At 71.6% G+C, this 15,385-nt stretch carries 10 protein-coding genes; 2 read left to right on the forward strand and 8 right to left on the reverse strand.

The genetic code is table 11. The features are described 5' to 3' along the window. Nucleotides 1-14: 14 nt before the first annotated feature. Nucleotides 15-1,238 carry a methyltransferase domain-containing protein gene (locus ACQP1K_RS15000; RefSeq protein ID WP_433496304.1) on the forward strand — a complete coding sequence of 408 codons (1,224 nt, stop codon included), beginning with the start codon at nt 15-17 and terminating at the stop codon, nt 1,236-1,238. 150 nt (nt 1,239-1,388) lie between these two features. Here the strand turns inward: ACQP1K_RS15000 and ACQP1K_RS15005 are convergent, their stop codons facing one another. Beyond that, nucleotides 1,389-1,946 (reverse strand): SigE family RNA polymerase sigma factor, encoded by a 558-nt coding sequence (locus tag ACQP1K_RS15005; RefSeq protein WP_433496305.1) that lies wholly within the window; start codon nt 1,944-1,946, stop codon nt 1,389-1,391. Between the two features lie 447 nt (nt 1,947-2,393). Here ACQP1K_RS15005 and ACQP1K_RS15010 point away from each other — a divergent pair, with 447 nt between their 5' ends. After that, nucleotides 2,394-3,158 carry a helix-turn-helix domain-containing protein gene (locus ACQP1K_RS15010; protein WP_433496306.1) on the forward strand — a complete coding sequence of 255 codons (765 nt, stop codon included), beginning with the start codon at nt 2,394-2,396 and terminating at the stop codon, nt 3,156-3,158. A 61-nt stretch (nt 3,159-3,219) separates the two neighbouring features. Here the strand turns inward: ACQP1K_RS15010 and ACQP1K_RS15015 are convergent, their stop codons facing one another. From ACQP1K_RS15015 to ACQP1K_RS15045, 7 genes are all read right to left on the reverse strand, one after another. Beyond that, nucleotides 3,220-3,777, reverse strand: coding sequence for a flavin reductase family protein (locus tag ACQP1K_RS15015; protein ID WP_433496307.1), 558 nt, complete (start codon nt 3,775-3,777; stop codon nt 3,220-3,222). 35 nt (nt 3,778-3,812) lie between these two features. Beyond that, nucleotides 3,813-4,256: an acyl-CoA thioesterase gene (locus ACQP1K_RS15020; protein ID WP_433496308.1), complete on the reverse strand. Its 444-nt coding sequence runs from the start codon at nt 4,254-4,256 to the stop codon at nt 3,813-3,815. Nucleotides 4,257-4,259: 3 nt separating this feature from the next. Further along, nucleotides 4,260-10,211: a type I polyketide synthase gene (locus tag ACQP1K_RS15025; protein WP_433496309.1), complete on the reverse strand. Its 5,952-nt coding sequence runs from the start codon at nt 10,209-10,211 to the stop codon at nt 4,260-4,262. Then, complete coding sequence (locus ACQP1K_RS15030; RefSeq protein ID WP_433496310.1) at nt 10,208-11,227, reverse strand: enediyne biosynthesis protein; 1,020 nt, start codon at nt 11,225-11,227, stop codon at nt 10,208-10,210. Before ACQP1K_RS15030 ends, ACQP1K_RS15025 begins: the two co-directional genes overlap by 4 nt. A gap of 5 nt (nt 11,228-11,232) precedes the next feature. Next, complete coding sequence (locus ACQP1K_RS15035) at nt 11,233-13,161, reverse strand: FG-GAP repeat domain-containing protein (protein WP_433496311.1); 1,929 nt, start codon at nt 13,159-13,161, stop codon at nt 11,233-11,235. Continuing rightward, nucleotides 13,158-14,156, reverse strand: coding sequence for a DUF1702 family protein (locus ACQP1K_RS15040; RefSeq protein WP_433496312.1), 999 nt, complete (start codon nt 14,154-14,156; stop codon nt 13,158-13,160). Before ACQP1K_RS15040 ends, ACQP1K_RS15035 begins: the two co-directional genes overlap by 4 nt. A gap of 103 nt (nt 14,157-14,259) precedes the next feature. Then, nucleotides 14,260-15,258 (reverse strand): DUF1702 family protein, encoded by a 999-nt coding sequence (locus tag ACQP1K_RS15045; RefSeq protein WP_433496313.1) that lies wholly within the window; start codon nt 15,256-15,258, stop codon nt 14,260-14,262. Between the last annotated feature and the right edge of the window lie 127 nt (nt 15,259-15,385).

Raw genomic sequence — 15,385 nt, forward strand, 5'->3', positions numbered from 1 at the left:
GATGGGGTTTTGACATGCGGATCAACTGCCGGGTCTGCGACGGGACCGTCGAGGCCGCGCTCGACCTGGGGAAGCAGCCCCTGGCCAACGGCTTCCTCGGCCCCGACGAGATCGCCGCCGAGCGCTTCACCCGGCTGGCCGTCGGGATGTGCGACCGGTGCACGACCGTCCAGCTGATCGAGGAGGTGAAGCAGGAGCTCCGCTACCACGACTCCTACCGCTACCAGGCGTCGGGATCGCGGGGCCATCGCAGTCACTTCGAGCAGGACGCGCGCCGGTTCATCGCCACCGAGCTGGCCGGGCCGGATCCGTTCATCGTGGAGATCGGCTGCAACGACGGCGTGATGCTGGAGACGATCGCGCGGGCCGGCATCCGGCACCTCGGGATCGAGCCGTCGGCCAACGTGGCGAACGCCGCCCTGGCCAAGGGCATCCGGGTGCACACGAGGTTCTTCGACGAGGCGGCGGGGCACGACATCCGCGCGACCGACGGACCCGCCGATGTGATCTTCGGGGCCAACACGATCTGCCACATCGCGCACATCGGGTCGCTGTTCCGGGGCGTGGACGCCCTGCTGGCCGACGACGGGGTGTTCGTCTTCGAGGAGCCCTACCTCGGCACCGTGATCGACCGGACCGCGTTCGACCAGATCTACGACGAGCACATCTTCTACTTCACCGTGCGCTCGGTGCAGGCCATCGCGGCCCACTTCGGCTTCGAGCTCGTCGACGCCGAGCACATCGCCATGCACGGCGGCGAGATCCGTTACACGATCGCGCGGCCGGGCCGACGCCGGCCGGCCCCGGCGGTGGCGGAGCTGCTCACCGCGGAGAAGGCCCGCGGCCTCGCCGATCCGGAAACGCTCAGGCGTTTCACGGCGACCGTGGAGCGCGTCCGCGCCGACCTGCTCTCGCTGCTGCGCCGGCTGAGGGCCGAGGGGCGCCTTGTGGTCGGGTACGGCGCCCCCGCCAAATGCACCACCGTCACCAACTACTGCGGAATCGGCCCGGATCTCCTGCCGTTCGTCATCGACTCGACCCCGGAGAAACAGGGGCTCCTGGTGCCCGGTTCGCATATTCCGGTGGTGCCGCCCGAAACGTTCACGGAAAAGCGACCGGACTTCGCCGTGCTGTTCGCATGGAACCACGCGGAGGAGATCATGGCCAAGGAGAAATGGTTCACCGAGGCCGGCGGAAAATGGATCGTCTATATTCCGCAGGTGCACGTGGCGTCCTAATACTGCAATGACAGTCTGCTGTTGTCGAGGCATCCGCGCCGGCGGTGGGCCTTCCGGGCGCCGGCCCGGTGGCGGCAACGGGAGGCGGGACCGTGCCGGGATGTGGCGCGCTACGTCCAGGGGCACCCCGAAGGGGTCGCGCCGCGGCCCCTATCCGCGGCTTCCCGCCGGGTGGCCCTTCACTTCGCCCCGGCCGTCGTCGGCCGGGGCGAACCCGTCTTCGACCAGGGCCGAGCGGAGCACGGCCAGCGCCCGGGCCGTCTGGCTGCGCACGGTCGACCCCTCGCTGCCCATCGCCGAGGCCGTCTCCGCCACGCTGCGGTCCGCCCAGAAGCGGAGGACGACGGCCGCACGCTGGCGGGACCCGAGGGTGGCCAGCGCGTTCATCAGCAGCAGCCGGTCGATCACAGGTGCGTACGGATCCGGTGCCGGTTCCGGCTCTGGCAGCCGTTCGTGGAGGATCTCGCGCGACCACCGGTGTGCCCTGCGGTCGCTGCGGATCAGCCGGATCATGATCGTGCGAGCGTAGCCGGCGATCCTGTCGCGCCGCTCCAGCATGTCCCAGTGCCGGTGAATCGCGATCAGAGTCCGCTGGACGATGTCCTCGGCCTCATGCCAGTCCGCGGAGAGCCGGAAGGCGGCCCGGCGGAGCGCCGGTCTGGCCTCCCGCGCGTAGCGCGAGAACTCATCTTCACGAGCCTCGGCCATCTGTGGTCACACTCCAATAGCCATCTCGCACTTCGCGACGGAAACACGGCCGACGCACCAAGAATTGGTCCCTGTCCACCGCCGTGACAACCCCTATCTCCGTCCTTCACGGACCTTTCCGAAATCTGGGGTACCTGTGCCGGCGACACCGATTCCACCCGCATCGCGACCCGGTTATGATTTCCGATGGGCGGGAGCCGCAGGATGCCGGCGGCTCCCGAAATATTTGCAAGAATCTCTCCCAACCTGTGCAGCGTTCCGCCCGGCTCACCACGTGTAAATAAACGAGTGGGTCCGGCACCCGTCCGGTGACAAATCCCTGGCACGAAAAGGAATAAGCACCGGCCGGGCCCTTCCGAGAAGAAGCGGAATGTGATCGGTCGGCCACTTCATATCCAATGCAGAACAGCTGGATCCAGCCGGTGCCGCCAAAAAGCGGGAGGAGCAATGGACGACGTCATCACCACCGCGGTGTTACGGGTCGTCGAGAGCATGCAGGAGAACTACGGCGAGCAACTCACAATCGATGACCTGGCGCGGACGGCCATGTTCAGCAAGTTCCACTTCTCCCGTGTCTTCCAACGGGTCACCGGCCTGTCCCCCGGCCGGTTCCTGTCCGCCGTACGGCTCCGCGAGGCCAAGCGGCTCCTCATCTCCACCTCGCTCACGGTCACCGACATCAGCCACCTGGTGGGCTATTCCAGCGTCGGCACCTTCAGTTCCCGCTTCACCCATAGCGTGGGCGTCTCCCCCAGCAGGTATCGCGGGCTCGACCTCCTCGTCCCGCCGCCGGGCGGATCCACACGGGGCGCCGCTGAGACGGGCACGGGCATCGGAACCCTCCGGGGCACCGTCGTCTCCCCGATCGAGAACCGGCCCGTCTTCGCCGGGCTGTTCCCGGACCGGATCCTCGAAGGCTGGCCGGTCAGATACACGATCCTCACCCGCCCGGGGCCGTACGTCCTGAAGGACGTTCCCGAGGGCAGATGGCACCTGATCACCCAGGCGGCGGCCGCCGGCCAGGAGGACGCGATCAACTATCCGGCGTGCGGCCACGACGGGCTGTGCATCGGACGGCAGGGCCCGATCACGGTGTCCGCGGGCAGCACCATCACGCTCTCCGACGTCGTGCTCCGGCCGATGAGCGTCTTCGACCCGCCGGTGCTGCTCGCGCTGCGCCAGCTGATGTCCGCCGAACTCTCCCGCCGTTGAACGAGCCGAGCGCCTGGGACACCGATCGGTGTCCCAGGCGCTCGGCCGCTGCTTCAGCCGGTCACGCGGTCATCTCGCTCCAATCCGGGACGATCTGGCGGAACCCACCCCTGAAGACCAGCAGGGCGTCGCGGTCCCGCCGGCGGTCCAGGGACAGCACCCGGCCGACGAAGATGGTGTGATCGCCGCCGTCGTAGCTGCGCCACAGCTCACATTCGAACCAGGCCAGAGCACCGGTGAGCAGCGGCGCGCCGGTCACCCGGCCGGGCCGCCAGCCGACCCCGTCGAACTGGGCGGCCCCAAGGGCCCGGGACCCGTCGGCGAAGTGCCTCGCCTCGGCCTCCTGATCGTCGGCGAGCACGCTCACCCCGAAGCGGCCGCTCGCCGCCAGGTGCCGGTGCATGACCGCACAGCGATCGACGCAGACCAGCACGAGCGGGGGGTCGAGGGAGACCGAGGTGAAGGAGTTCGCGGTCATGGCATGCGGGACGGCCCCGCCGGTCGTGACCACGGTGACGCCGGTGGCGAACGTCCCGAGCGCCCGCCGCAGGGACTTGGGGTCCGCCGTGTCCGGCACCGGGACGGGCTCGCGCAGGGTGGGGGATTCTGGCACGGTCACGCTGGCCTCCTGGGCTCGCTGTCGGGGTTCGCGCCTCACAGCGCGTACGGTTCGAGCGCCCTGATCAGCGAATCAGGGACCCGGGCGGGGGCCGTGCGCGTGTTCGGCCCCCGCATGCACGCCACCCGCTGCCGGCCTCGGGCGACGAGGGTCTCGGTCTCCCCCATCCCGTCAGCGGCCCGGGTCAGCTTGACGTAGTCGAAGCTGAACTCGACCTGGGTCTGGGTGAGATCGACCAGGCGCATCCTGATGGACAGCTGGTCGAAAGCCGTGATCTCGGCGAAGAACTCGCAGTCGACCTTCAGCGTGAACAGCTTGAGGTCCTCCTGGAGCTCGGCGAGCACCTCCGGCGCCCGCTCCTTCAGGAACATCTCCCGGCAGCGGCCCTGCCACCGCAGATAGTTGACGTAGTAGACGTTGCCGACGAGGTTGGTCTCCTCGAAGCCGACGGTGTGCTGGTATTCGTAGTGCTTTCCCATGGTTCACGACCGCCCTTCGGTGAGGATCGCGCACACGACCGGGCCGCTCGCCGCGTCGCGCAGGGTCGTGACGAGCGTCACGACCCGCACCTCGCCTGCGGCGAGGACCGCCCAGGCGGGACGACTGCCCGGAAGGAGCGTGAGCGGGAGATCCGCCGGGAGGCCGGCCGCGCGCAGGCACTCCACGGCGGCGAGCAGCCGCGTTCCCGCCGTGTCGGCCGCGTCGCCGGTCTGCCCGCTGATCGCCTCGGCGAGCCCGGCATGCGCGCCGAGCGTGTCGTGCCACCCCGCCGCCGGTCGTTCCACGACGGGCGTGACCGCGCAGCCGAGGGGGACGCCCGCGCCCCGCGTCTGCTCCGCCGCCGGGTCTGTCGCCGGCCCTGCCGGCAGGTCTTCCGGCGGGTCTTCCGGCAGGGGGGACGCCACGCAGAGGGTGACCCCCGCGCCGTGTGCGGCGGACACGACGAGCCCGTCCGCGAGGTAGCGCCGATCACCCGGTCCCTCCCGGAGCTCGACCGGGTGTCCGGCCGCCCGCCCGGCGGCCACCGCCGCCCGCGCCCGTGCCGCGTCCGCCCCGCCGGGGGCCCCGCGACCTTCGGGGGACGCGGATTCGAGTGGTTCGACGGCCACCGCCACCCGGGCGCCCACCAGTTCCTCGGTCATCCGCTCGAGGTAGGGGCCGAGCAGCGGTGCGGCCCAGGGACCTCGTCCGTCCTTTCTGCGTACGGCCTGCAGGTGCAGGCCCTCCCAGCGCTCCACGACCCGGCCGTCCGCGTCGCGTACCGCGACGTCGTAGACGTAGGTGTCGCCGTCGCGCAGCCGCTCGGTGGCGCAGTAACGCAGTTCCCCGTCCCGGGATCGCGCCGGGTGCAGCCGGTCGATCCGGGTGGGCAGCAGCGTTGCGTCCGGCACGCAGACCTGGTTGCCGTGCATCAGCGCGTCCCGCAGGCCCGGGTCGCCGAGCATCAGGTCCGCCGGGAGGTAGGCGGCGAACCAGTCGTCCGCCGGCACCGCGGCCACGTCGGCGTCGACGTGCCGGGCCGCGGCCCGGTGATAGCGGCGCAACCGGTGGAAGCGTGGCCCCTGGAACAGCACGTCGCCGTACATCTCGGTGGCCGGATCGAGCGGCACGGGAGCGAGACCGTCGGCGACCTGGGCGGGCGGCCCGTCCGGCACGGGCCCGCCGGTGAACCGCACCCGGGCCCGGAAGTGCTCCACGTCGAAGCCCGTCTCGGCGCTCCGGATGGCGACCTGGGCCGTCTCGTCGTCGACGACGGTCGCGGCGATGCGCAGGGTGGTGCTGCCGCCGGGCGACACGATGAGGGGCCGCAGGAAGTCCGCCTCCTCGATCACGGCGACCGTGTCCCGTCCCGCCGCCGCGCAGGCCACCTGGGACATCGCCTCCATGCCAAGCACGGCGGGGAACAGGAGGTTGCCGTCGAGCAGGTGATCGGCCAGATAGAGGTCGGTGCCCGCGTTCATCTCGATCTCGGTGACGAGTTCGACGCCGTGATAGCGGATCAGCGGCCTGCCGACGAACCGTCGCAGCGGCAGCGGCGGCAGCTCACGCCGCACCGTGGCGATCCCCTCGGTCCGGCCGCTGATCACGACCACGGACGGCGCGTCGGGGTCGGCGATCAGCCTGCGCATGATCTCCACACCCTGCTCGGGAGAGATCGGTGTGACGCCCTTGCGGGTCAGGTCGTCGACGACCGACAGGCGTTCGCCCATGCCGACCTTGGACCACACCGACCATTCCAGACACAACGTGCGGCAGTGGGGGTGCTCCGCGGCGAAGCCCGTGGTGAGGTCGGCGAGCCACTCGTTGGCGGTGGCGTAGTGGGCCTCCCCCGGCAGCCCGGCCCGGCCGATGATGCTGCCGAAGGTCACCAGGAGACGCAGCCGGTCGGGGTCGACCGCGTCGAGCACGTGACGCAGGCCGTCCACCTTGGGGGCGAACGTCCGGCGGAACGCGGCCGGATCGAGCCCGGTCAGCGCGGCCGGCTCGTTGCGGCCGGCGCCGTGCAGCACCGCGGTGACCGGTCCGAGTTCGGCGGTCAGGTCGGCGACCACGCGGCGCACCTGGTCGGGGTCGGCCACGTCGGCCCTGGCGTAGCGCACGGTCACCCCGGCGTCGGCCATGCGCCGGAGGTTGCCGTCCAGCTCCGGATCGTCGGCCGGGTCGGACCGGCCGAGCACGGCCAGCCGGGCGCCGGTGTCGGCGGCCACCGCCAGCGCGCACTCCGCGGTGATGCCCTTGCCCCCTCCGGTGACCAGCAGCACGTCGGACGCGTCGAGCGGCTGCCGGGTGCGGTCGGCCCGGGCCGGCATCGCCCGCAGCGTGGGCACCCTGCGTACGCCCGCGTCGTCGTAGTGCGCCTCGGCGAAGTCGGTGGTCGCCGCCACCTCGGCCACCACCCAGTCGACGGCGGCGGACCGGGCCGGCACGTGGACGACGGTGGTCCGCAGGTGCGGGGCCTCCAGGTGCAGGGTCTTGGCGAGCCCCGCCGCCCCCCGGCCGTGCTGGACCAGGACGAAGCGGGTGCCGGGCGGACCGGCCAGGGCCGCCCTGGCCCCGGTCAGGACGTGCTCCAGGTGCTCGGTGCCGCACTGCGGCGGCAGGCACACCAGCACGCCCGAGCCGATCTCCTCCCGCTGGAGTGCCCGGCGCAGCGGCTCGGCGAGCGCCGCTCCGCCGGGGGCGAACACCTGCCAGGTCCCGCACGCCTCGGGGGCGCCGCGTGCGGGCACCGGCAGCTCGTCGAGATCGACGCGGAACGGCCTGGCCCAGGGGGCGGCCCCGGCGACCGGGCCCGCCGCGCGCCTCACCGCACCACCGGACCGCGCCGCGCCGGTGGTGCCGACCACCAGTTCGTCCAGCGCCGCGGCCAGCTCGCGGAGGCTGGCGGTGGCGAGGTTGGTGGGGGCCATCCCGGCCGGCACGCCGAGCCGCTGGGTGGCCTGGTCGAGGATGTGCAGGACGGTGACCGAGCTGAGGTGCAGCTCGTCGAGGGGGCGGCTGTCCGGTCCCACCATGTCGAGCGGCAGCTCGGCGCGATCGGCCGCGAGGTTCCGCAGCAGTTCCAGGCTGGACCGGGTGGACTCGCCGGACGATCCGGCCGTCGGCCGCCCCGATGCGGATGTCATCGATGCGGACGGCGCCGGTTCCCCGTGGTTCCCGGCGGCGGAGCCGGCCCCCGGCCGCGCGGCCCGTGCCGCCGGCACCCGCGGCGCCTGCTCGGCGGGGCTGGCGAAGAACTCGAACTCGGCGCCGATCTCGATCGGCCGCACGAGGCGGCCGTGGAAGAGCTCCTCGTGGAGGATCGGGACGCCGGCCACGTAGGCCGCGCCGGCCACCCCCAGCAGGCCGGCCAGCGACTCGTCGTCGGTGTCGAGGGCGACGGCGGGCACGTCGGTGGCCGCCGCGGCCAGGCCGCCGAGCACCCGGCCCGGTCCGACCTCGACGAACAGGTCGGTGTCCTTGGCGGCCAGCTCGACGGCCTGGGCGAACCGCACCGGCTCGGTGATCTGGCGGCGCAGCAGCGCCGAGACGTCGGTGTCCCGGTCCAGCTCCGCCCCGGTGACCGTGGAGACGACCCGGCGCTCGACCGGGGCGGGAGACTCGTGATCGAGCCGTACGCCGAAGGCCTCGGCCGCCGGGGCGACCAGCGGGGAGTGGAAGGCGTGCGAGACCGCCAGCGGAGTCCAGGTCAGACCGGCCTCCACCGCCCTGCGGCCGACCGCCTCGACCGCGTCGACCGGCCCGGACACGACCGTCTGCCGAGGGCCGTTGTATCCGGCGATCACCACGGGCAGGCCGGTCAGCAGCTCGGCCACGGCCTCGGGCGCCGCCCGGACACCGGCCATGGTGCCGGAGGCGCTGAGATCGGCCATGGCCCGGCCGCGGTGGGCCGCCAGGCGCAGCACGGCCTCCTCCCCGAACGTTCCGGTCCCGAACACTCCGGCCCAGTGCAGCGCCGACAGCTCGCCCAGGCTGTGGCCGACCGCGACGTCGGCCTCCACTCCGAGCAGGGACAGCACGCGCAGACCGGCCAGCGAGCCGGTGACGATGCGGGGCTGGGCGACCTGGGTGGCCACCATGTCGCCCGACGTGGGCAGCGCCGCCCTGGTGTAGATCTCCTCCGCCTCGGCGAAGCGCCGCCGCAGCGCGCCGCCGCCGGTGCCGCGGCCGGAGCCCTGGCCGGGGAAGAGGTAACCGATCCGGGCCGGCTCCTCGGCCCGGCCGAAGAACGCACGGCCGTCCGGGGAGAACAGGCGCGTCTCGCCCTCTTCGATGGCGTTCAGCACCCGCTGCAGCTGCCGCTCCGCGTCCTCCGGGGAGGACACGACGACGGCCGCGCGGAAGGGCTGGTCGCGCAGTTCGCGTTGCAGTACGGCGGCCAGGTCGGCGAGCTGGGCGTAGGACAGCCGCGGCACGAACTCGGCGAGCTCGGCCAGCCGCTGGTGCATCGCCTCGGCCGAGACGGCATCGACCAGCAGCAGCTCCACGTCCTGCAGTGAGGAGGCGAGCATCCGGGTCCGCGACGGCGGCCGCGCGCGGCGGCGCGGACCGCTGCGCTCCAGCACCACGTGGGTGTTGATGCCGCCGAAGCCCATGGCCGTGACGCCGGCGCGCACCGGACCGTCCGGCCACGGCTCGGCCTTACGCAGCACGCGCAGCGCGGCGTCCTCGCCGGTCAGCACCTGGTGCGGGTCGACGCAGCCGATCGCGGGCGGGAGCACCTGCTCGTGGACGGCCATCGCCGCCTTGATCAGGCCGGCCACCCCGGCCGCCGCCTTGGCGTGCCCGATCATGCCCTTGATCGAGGTGACGGCGGCGGGCCGCGCCGTGGCGTCGGCTTCGGCCCTGGACTGCGACAGCGCGGTGAGCTCGGTGGCGTCGCCGACCGCCGTGCCGGTGCCGTGTCCCTCGAACAGGCCGACGGTCTCGATGCCGAAGCCGGCCCGGTCGTAGGCCCGCCGCAGCGCCAGCCGGTAGCCGCCGACCTCGGGCCTGGTCATGCCGCCCCGGCCGTCGGAGGAGATGCCCCAGCCCGCGATGGTGGCGTAGATCCGCCGGCCGGCCTCGACCGCGTCCGGCTCGCGCATGAGCACGACCATGCCGCAGCCCTCCCCCGGCCAGAAGCCGTTGGAGTGCCGGTCGTACAGGCGCATCTCGCTCTTGGCCAGGGCGCCGGTCTTGGCGAACCCGATGATCTCGAACGGGTCGATCGACAGGTCCACACCGCCGGCGACGGCGACGTCGACGTCACCGTCGAGGAGTGCCCGGCACGCGGTGGTCACCGACAGCAGCGAGGAGGAGCAGGCGCCGTCGACCGTGTAACCGCCGCCGCCCAGGTCGAAGTGGTTGCAGATCCGCCCCGCGATGGTGTTGGACAGGCCGCCGGCGAGGGTGTCCTCGTCGATGGGCGGGAAGGGGCTCTTGTAGGCGGTCTCGAGGTCGTCGAGGAACCCGGCCAGCCGTTCGTCGTCCCAGCCGTGCTCCTTCAGCGAGGCCGCCACCGTCCGCCGGACATACGGCCAGCGCAGGCGCATGACGTTGGCCCTGGTGAACTCGCCGGTGAGGGTGTTTCCCACGACGACGCCGGTGCGTTCGCGCGGCAGTCCCTCCGCCTGCGGGAACCCCGCGTCCGCCAGCGCACGCGCGGCGACGTCGAGCGCGAGCCAGTGGGTGAGGTCGGTCGACCGGTAGGTGCTTCCCGCGATCTTGTAGCCGATCCGGTCGAACTCGTACCCTTCGATCACCGCGGCGGTGCGGGCGTAGAAGCGGTCCGGCACCGTCGGATCGGGGTCCCAGTAGTCCTCCAGGCACATCCGCACGTCGGGCAGGCGGCGGAACGCGCGACGGCCGGCGAGAGCGTTCTCCCACAGCTCTCTCGGGGAGACGGCGTCCGGGTAAAGACACGCCATTCCGACAATCGCGATCTTGTTCATATGGATGCGACCTCTTTCTCCATGGCCGGGGCGGGCCCGACCGCGGCCGCCGCCGGAATCGGCGTCCGCTCCCCAGTCGGCACCGCCTCGGCCGCCGCGGCGCGCACGGTCGCCTCCCGCTGCTCACGGGCCCGGTCGACGAAGTGCAGCGCCCAGAAGAAGACACCGCGCACCGCGCAGACCACGGCGGTGGCGAAGAAGATCGCGTACGCGATGTGCAGCGCGGTGAGCAGGCCGTACACGAGCGCGACGCCACCACCGAAGGCCATCTGGGCGGCCGGTCTGGACGGGGTCGTCCCCGGGTCGGTGATCATGTAGTTGGTGAACAGCACGAAGGCGACGCCGGTCATCATGCCGAGGGCCGCGGGGATCGACGTGCCGAAGAAGACGCCGCGCACGATCGCCTGGAGGGCGAAGACGCCGACCCACGCGGCGATCAGCGGCATCCGGCCGGTGAGCTTCCCGTTCAGCATCGTCCCGCCGAGGATGATGATCCCGGGGATGAGCCAGTCCACCCAGCCGTCCACGTATTCGGTGAAGTGGTACGGCGGGGCGATGCTGGCCCAGGGCAAGAGCAGCAGGATGATCGCGATGCCGAAGTTCGACGGGTTCATGAAGTGCCGCAGCTTGCCCCGCACCGGCGCGCGCAACACCCATTTGGCGCCGACCGCGACGACGACCCCGAAGATGAGCACGAGGATCTGGTCGTTGACGTAGATCAGCATGTTCATGGCGAGGCTGGTGATGTGCGCCGGGTAGAGGAACTCCACCAGCCCGCGCGGTCCTCTGCCGAGGTAGCGGGGTGCCCGGCCCTCCACCCTGGCCCCGAGGTGCTCCAGCCCGATCTCGGTGGCGTAACCGGTGGCGATGGCGACGAAGGGCCACAGCCAGGGCTGCTCGAAACCGAGGAACACATAGCCGACGATGTTGAAGACCGAGATCGAGATCGCGAAGTTGCGTAGGGCGATCACCGCTTTGGGCTCGCGTGGCGACACGCTGGACTTCTGCTCAGTCATGTGGATCACTTCTCCCTGGCCTGCCGGCCGAGCGTGAAGATGTGCCGGCCCGGGGTCAGCCGGAGGTCCTGGTCCCGCACCTGTCCGGTGCGGTCGCGCCAGCGCAGGTGCACCTGCACCGGGCCGGTGACACCGGCGCCGAGCCCGATGTGGACGTCGCTGCTACGCCGCCCGGAGTGCCCGCTGCTGCCGTCGACCCGGCCGATCAGTTCGCGGCCGTCGGGGGCCGTCACGGTCACCTGCGCGCCGGTGGCCGGCGAGCCGGTCTCGTGGGCCAGCCGCAGCGACAGGTAGGACCCGGGTGAGGGGCTCTCGTTGTGGTAGAAGACCGGCTCGTCCCACTGCCTGGCGACGGCGAAGTCCAGCCGTCCGTCGCCGTCGGCGTCCCCGGTCGCGATGCCGCGGGTCGGCACGGGTACGGCCAGGCCGAGCTCGGGCGCCAGGTCCGCGTACTGCCCGGCGGGGCCCTTGACGAAGAAGCGCAGCGTCTGGTGGCCCGCGATGTCGTCCCCGGCCCGTACGTTCGGCCACCAGGTCGGGTTCTGCAGCAGGCGGTCGTTGGCGGTGGCCAGCTCCTGCAGCTGCGGCCAGCGGTCGGTCTGGCCCTTCACGAAGCCGGTGGCCTGGACGATGGCGGGTTCGCCGCTGTTGTCGAAGTCGTCGATCTTGACGTCCCAGCCCCAGCCCGACCACGCCGTGCCGGCCGGTCCGCTCTCGTCCCGCCACGGCGCCTCACCGGCGCGCAGCCTGGCGCGCAGCTCGGCCTGGTCCGCCGCCGTGGAGACGAAGTGGAAGTTGCTCTCCTGGATGCCCCACGACGTGGTGATGTTGCTGACGAACATGTCGTACAGTCCGTCACGGTTCAGATCGCCGAAGTCGACGCCCATGCCCTTGAAGGAGTCGTGGCCGAGCGACTTCGACTTGGGAATGAGGGGTGTGTTCACGCCCTCGACGAGCGCCATCTCGATGCGGCCGGGGGTGGAGCGGTTGTGCAGCAGCCGGTCCGGGCCGAAGTCGTTGCCGAGGTACAGCTCGGGGAGCTGGTCGCCGTCCAGGTCGACCGCGGCGGCGGCGAGCTCCCAGCCCCTGGACACGTCCTCGGGCAGCACGTCGTCGACTTGCTGGAAGGAGATCGAGGGCGTGTCGCCGGCGGTGGCCGAGGTCCACCGGAAGAAGTGGTCATCGCCGCCGTTGAAGCCGGTGGACATGGAGTCGTTCATGACAACGCCGCCGGCGACGTTGGGATCGAGCACCGGGCCGTCGGGGAAGTAGTTGCCGATGAAGATGTCGTCGTGGCCGTCGCCGTCGAAGTCGGCCACGGTCGCGGCGTTGGTGTTCCACTGCGGGCCCGCGTATCGGGTGCCCTGGCCGGGCACCAGCTCGACCGGGTGGTAGGCATCGGCGGCGAGGCCGGTAGCGCCGGATTTGGCGAGGTACACGATCGGGGTGCGGCCCCACATGTAGACGAGCAGGTCGAGCCTGCCGTCCTCGTTGAAGTCGCCGGGGACGCAGCCCATGGGGGCCATGTGGTCGTTCATCGGCAGCGTGCCGGGGTCCAGCGCGAACGGCTCGTACCGGCCGGAGCGCGCGTCGGGGACCGGCGTGACGACGACCTCGTCGATGCGGGGGTCGACGAGGCACAGGTCGTTGGCGAGACCGTCGCCGTCCAGGTCGTTCATCGCGATCGCCGCGCCGACCGAGGAGATCCAGGCGTCGATGTGCGTGTAGTCCTTGTTGACCTTGCGGATCGACTGCTGGGCATATCCGCCGGGCAGGGCGATGGACATCGGCTTGAACGAGTACCTGCCGGCCATCTCCGCCGTCTCGGCGGCGGAGTACGACGGCAGGCGGGCGATCAGGAAGACGCTCGCGACCAGCACGAGAGCGACGATGCCGGGCAGTTGCCTGCGCAGCCGGCCAAGTGTCGCGGTCACCGGGTTACACCTCCAAGGGATACGAACTCGCCGGCGACGCGCTGCCGCCAGACCTCGTAGGCGGGAACCTCACCGCCCTGAAGCGACTGCTCCTGCCGGAGCCGCCGGGTGACCAGCGCCGCCTGCTCGGCGCTCGTACCGCAGAAGATCTCGGCGGCGAGCGTGGTGTGCGGGCCGAGCAGCCCGGCCCGCACCCTGGCCTCAGCGGCGAACGCGCAGCCCTGCGCGATCTGGGACCGGTGGGGGCCGGCGTCTTCCCGGAGTCGCCGGAGCTCCCGCTCGTCGGCGCCGCCCGCGTAGGTCGCGGCCAGCCCCGCGCCGGCGTACAGGTCCGGGTGCCGCTGCTCGGCGAACCCCTCGATCAGAGACACCGTCCTGGCCGCGTCGGCACCGGCGACGAACCACAGGGCCCGCCCGATGCCCTGGTCGATGGCCCGGTTGGCGTAGGCCCGGTCGGCCGGGGAGACGGCGCCGCCGGACGGCCACGGGAAGGCCGGGGCCCGGTATTGCCGGTGCACGTACCGCTCGGTGTGGAAGTACGCCTGGTGGAATCCGTATCCGTCCAGCACCAGCCAGCGCAGCAGCGGATCGAGCGTGCCGGCCCGGGGCCACCGGAACCTCGGCACCCGGGCCATCGCCCAGCCGATGCCGACGTAGACCATGTAGATGTGGTCGTCACCGCGTCCGGAGAGGAAGGTCTCGACCCTGCGGCCGCCCGGCAGCGGCAGCGCGTCGAGGACGGCCAGCGCCATCCCGGCGCCCTCGTAGGCGAAGCCCCGGAAGCGCAGGGGGACGCGCTCCAGATGCTCCTCGGCCTCGGCGGGGGTGCGCGCCTGCGCGGCCAGGCCGTACCCGGTGAGAAAGGTGGCGCCGATCGTCTCCAGCAGGTCCTGGGCCTCGGGGCTCTTCACATGGAAACCGCGGGTCGCGAGCTTGGTCTCTGAAATGTCGGGGGTCATGATCCGGCGTCTCAGCGTCCGGAGAAAATTCGTCAATTACCTCTACCACCCTCCATCGGCGTGTCTTCAGAAACTCGGTGAAACAGCGGGAATTTCGGTGGGAGAAAGTCTGATGAATCTGAAGAAATACAGAGAAAAGTCAGGAGGAACTATCGAGCAGATTCGCCGGCGTGAAACGGGCGCGCACCCGGGTTCGCCACAGCTCGTACTGGGGAACCGGGCCTGACCCGGTGGGCTCGACGGCGGTGTCGCCGGCGAGCGCGACGGCGTCCCGTACGGAGAGGTCCGCCAGGGCGTGGGCGGCGACCTCCGTGTGCGCGGGCACCGATCCGGACCAGTCCCTCGCCGTGGCGGCGAACACCACGCCCTGGGCCAGCTCGGCGCGGTGCTCCCCGGCCGTCCGGCGCAGCGCGGCGAGGTCGTCGGCCCCGCACCCGCCGGCGAAGGCCGCGGCCAGGCCGACCCCGCTCCACAGATCGGCCTGGCGGTGGCTCGCGAAGCGCCCCACGGCCGCGGCGACGTCGGCCACCCTGGCACCGTGGATGAACCACAGCGCCCGGCCGATGCCCTGGTCGACGGCCCGGAGGAAGTACTCGGGCGAGCCCTCCCACGGGTACGGCTCCGGCACGCGCTGCTCGTCGACCCAGCGCCGGGTGTCGAAGTAGGCGCGGTCGAAGCCGTAGCCGTCGACGGCCAGCCAGCTCATCGTCGGGTGGTAGGGAGAGCCCGCCAAGTCGGGCATCACCCGCCGCCACAGCCGCCGGGGCAGCCGGGCCATGGCGAACCCGATACCGATGTAGGCGAGGAGGATGTGCGGCCGCCCCGGCCCGAGCAGCAGCTCCCGGGTGCGCCGGCCGCGTCCGCCGCCCATCGCGTCGAGGATGGTGAAGGCCATCGTCGTGCCCTCGTAGGCGAAGCCGCGCAGCTCGGGGTCGACCATCTCCAGCCGGCGTTCGACCTCCCACTGGTCCACGGCGTCGATCCCCCATTCGAATCCGCAGACCACGGCTTGGGGAATGGCCTCCAATCGGCGGGTGGCCGCTGTGGCGGATCCGGGAAATCCCCGTGCGCCGAAGGTCACATCGGCCAATGACGGGGCCAGAACAAGCCTGCGCAGTGAACCCAGCAGTGTCGCCATGAATGGTTCTCCTCACCTAAGGCCGCACCATTCCATGGTCATATGCGGGATAGCGTGACACATCTCCCGGATTGCGACACTCTACGTCGATTAATCGGCCGGAATTCGATACAGAAATGCGCAGGCC

Source organism: Sphaerimonospora sp. CA-214678, assembly GCF_050942215.1.
Lineage (GTDB): Bacteria > Actinomycetota > Actinomycetes > Streptosporangiales > Streptosporangiaceae > Sphaerimonospora.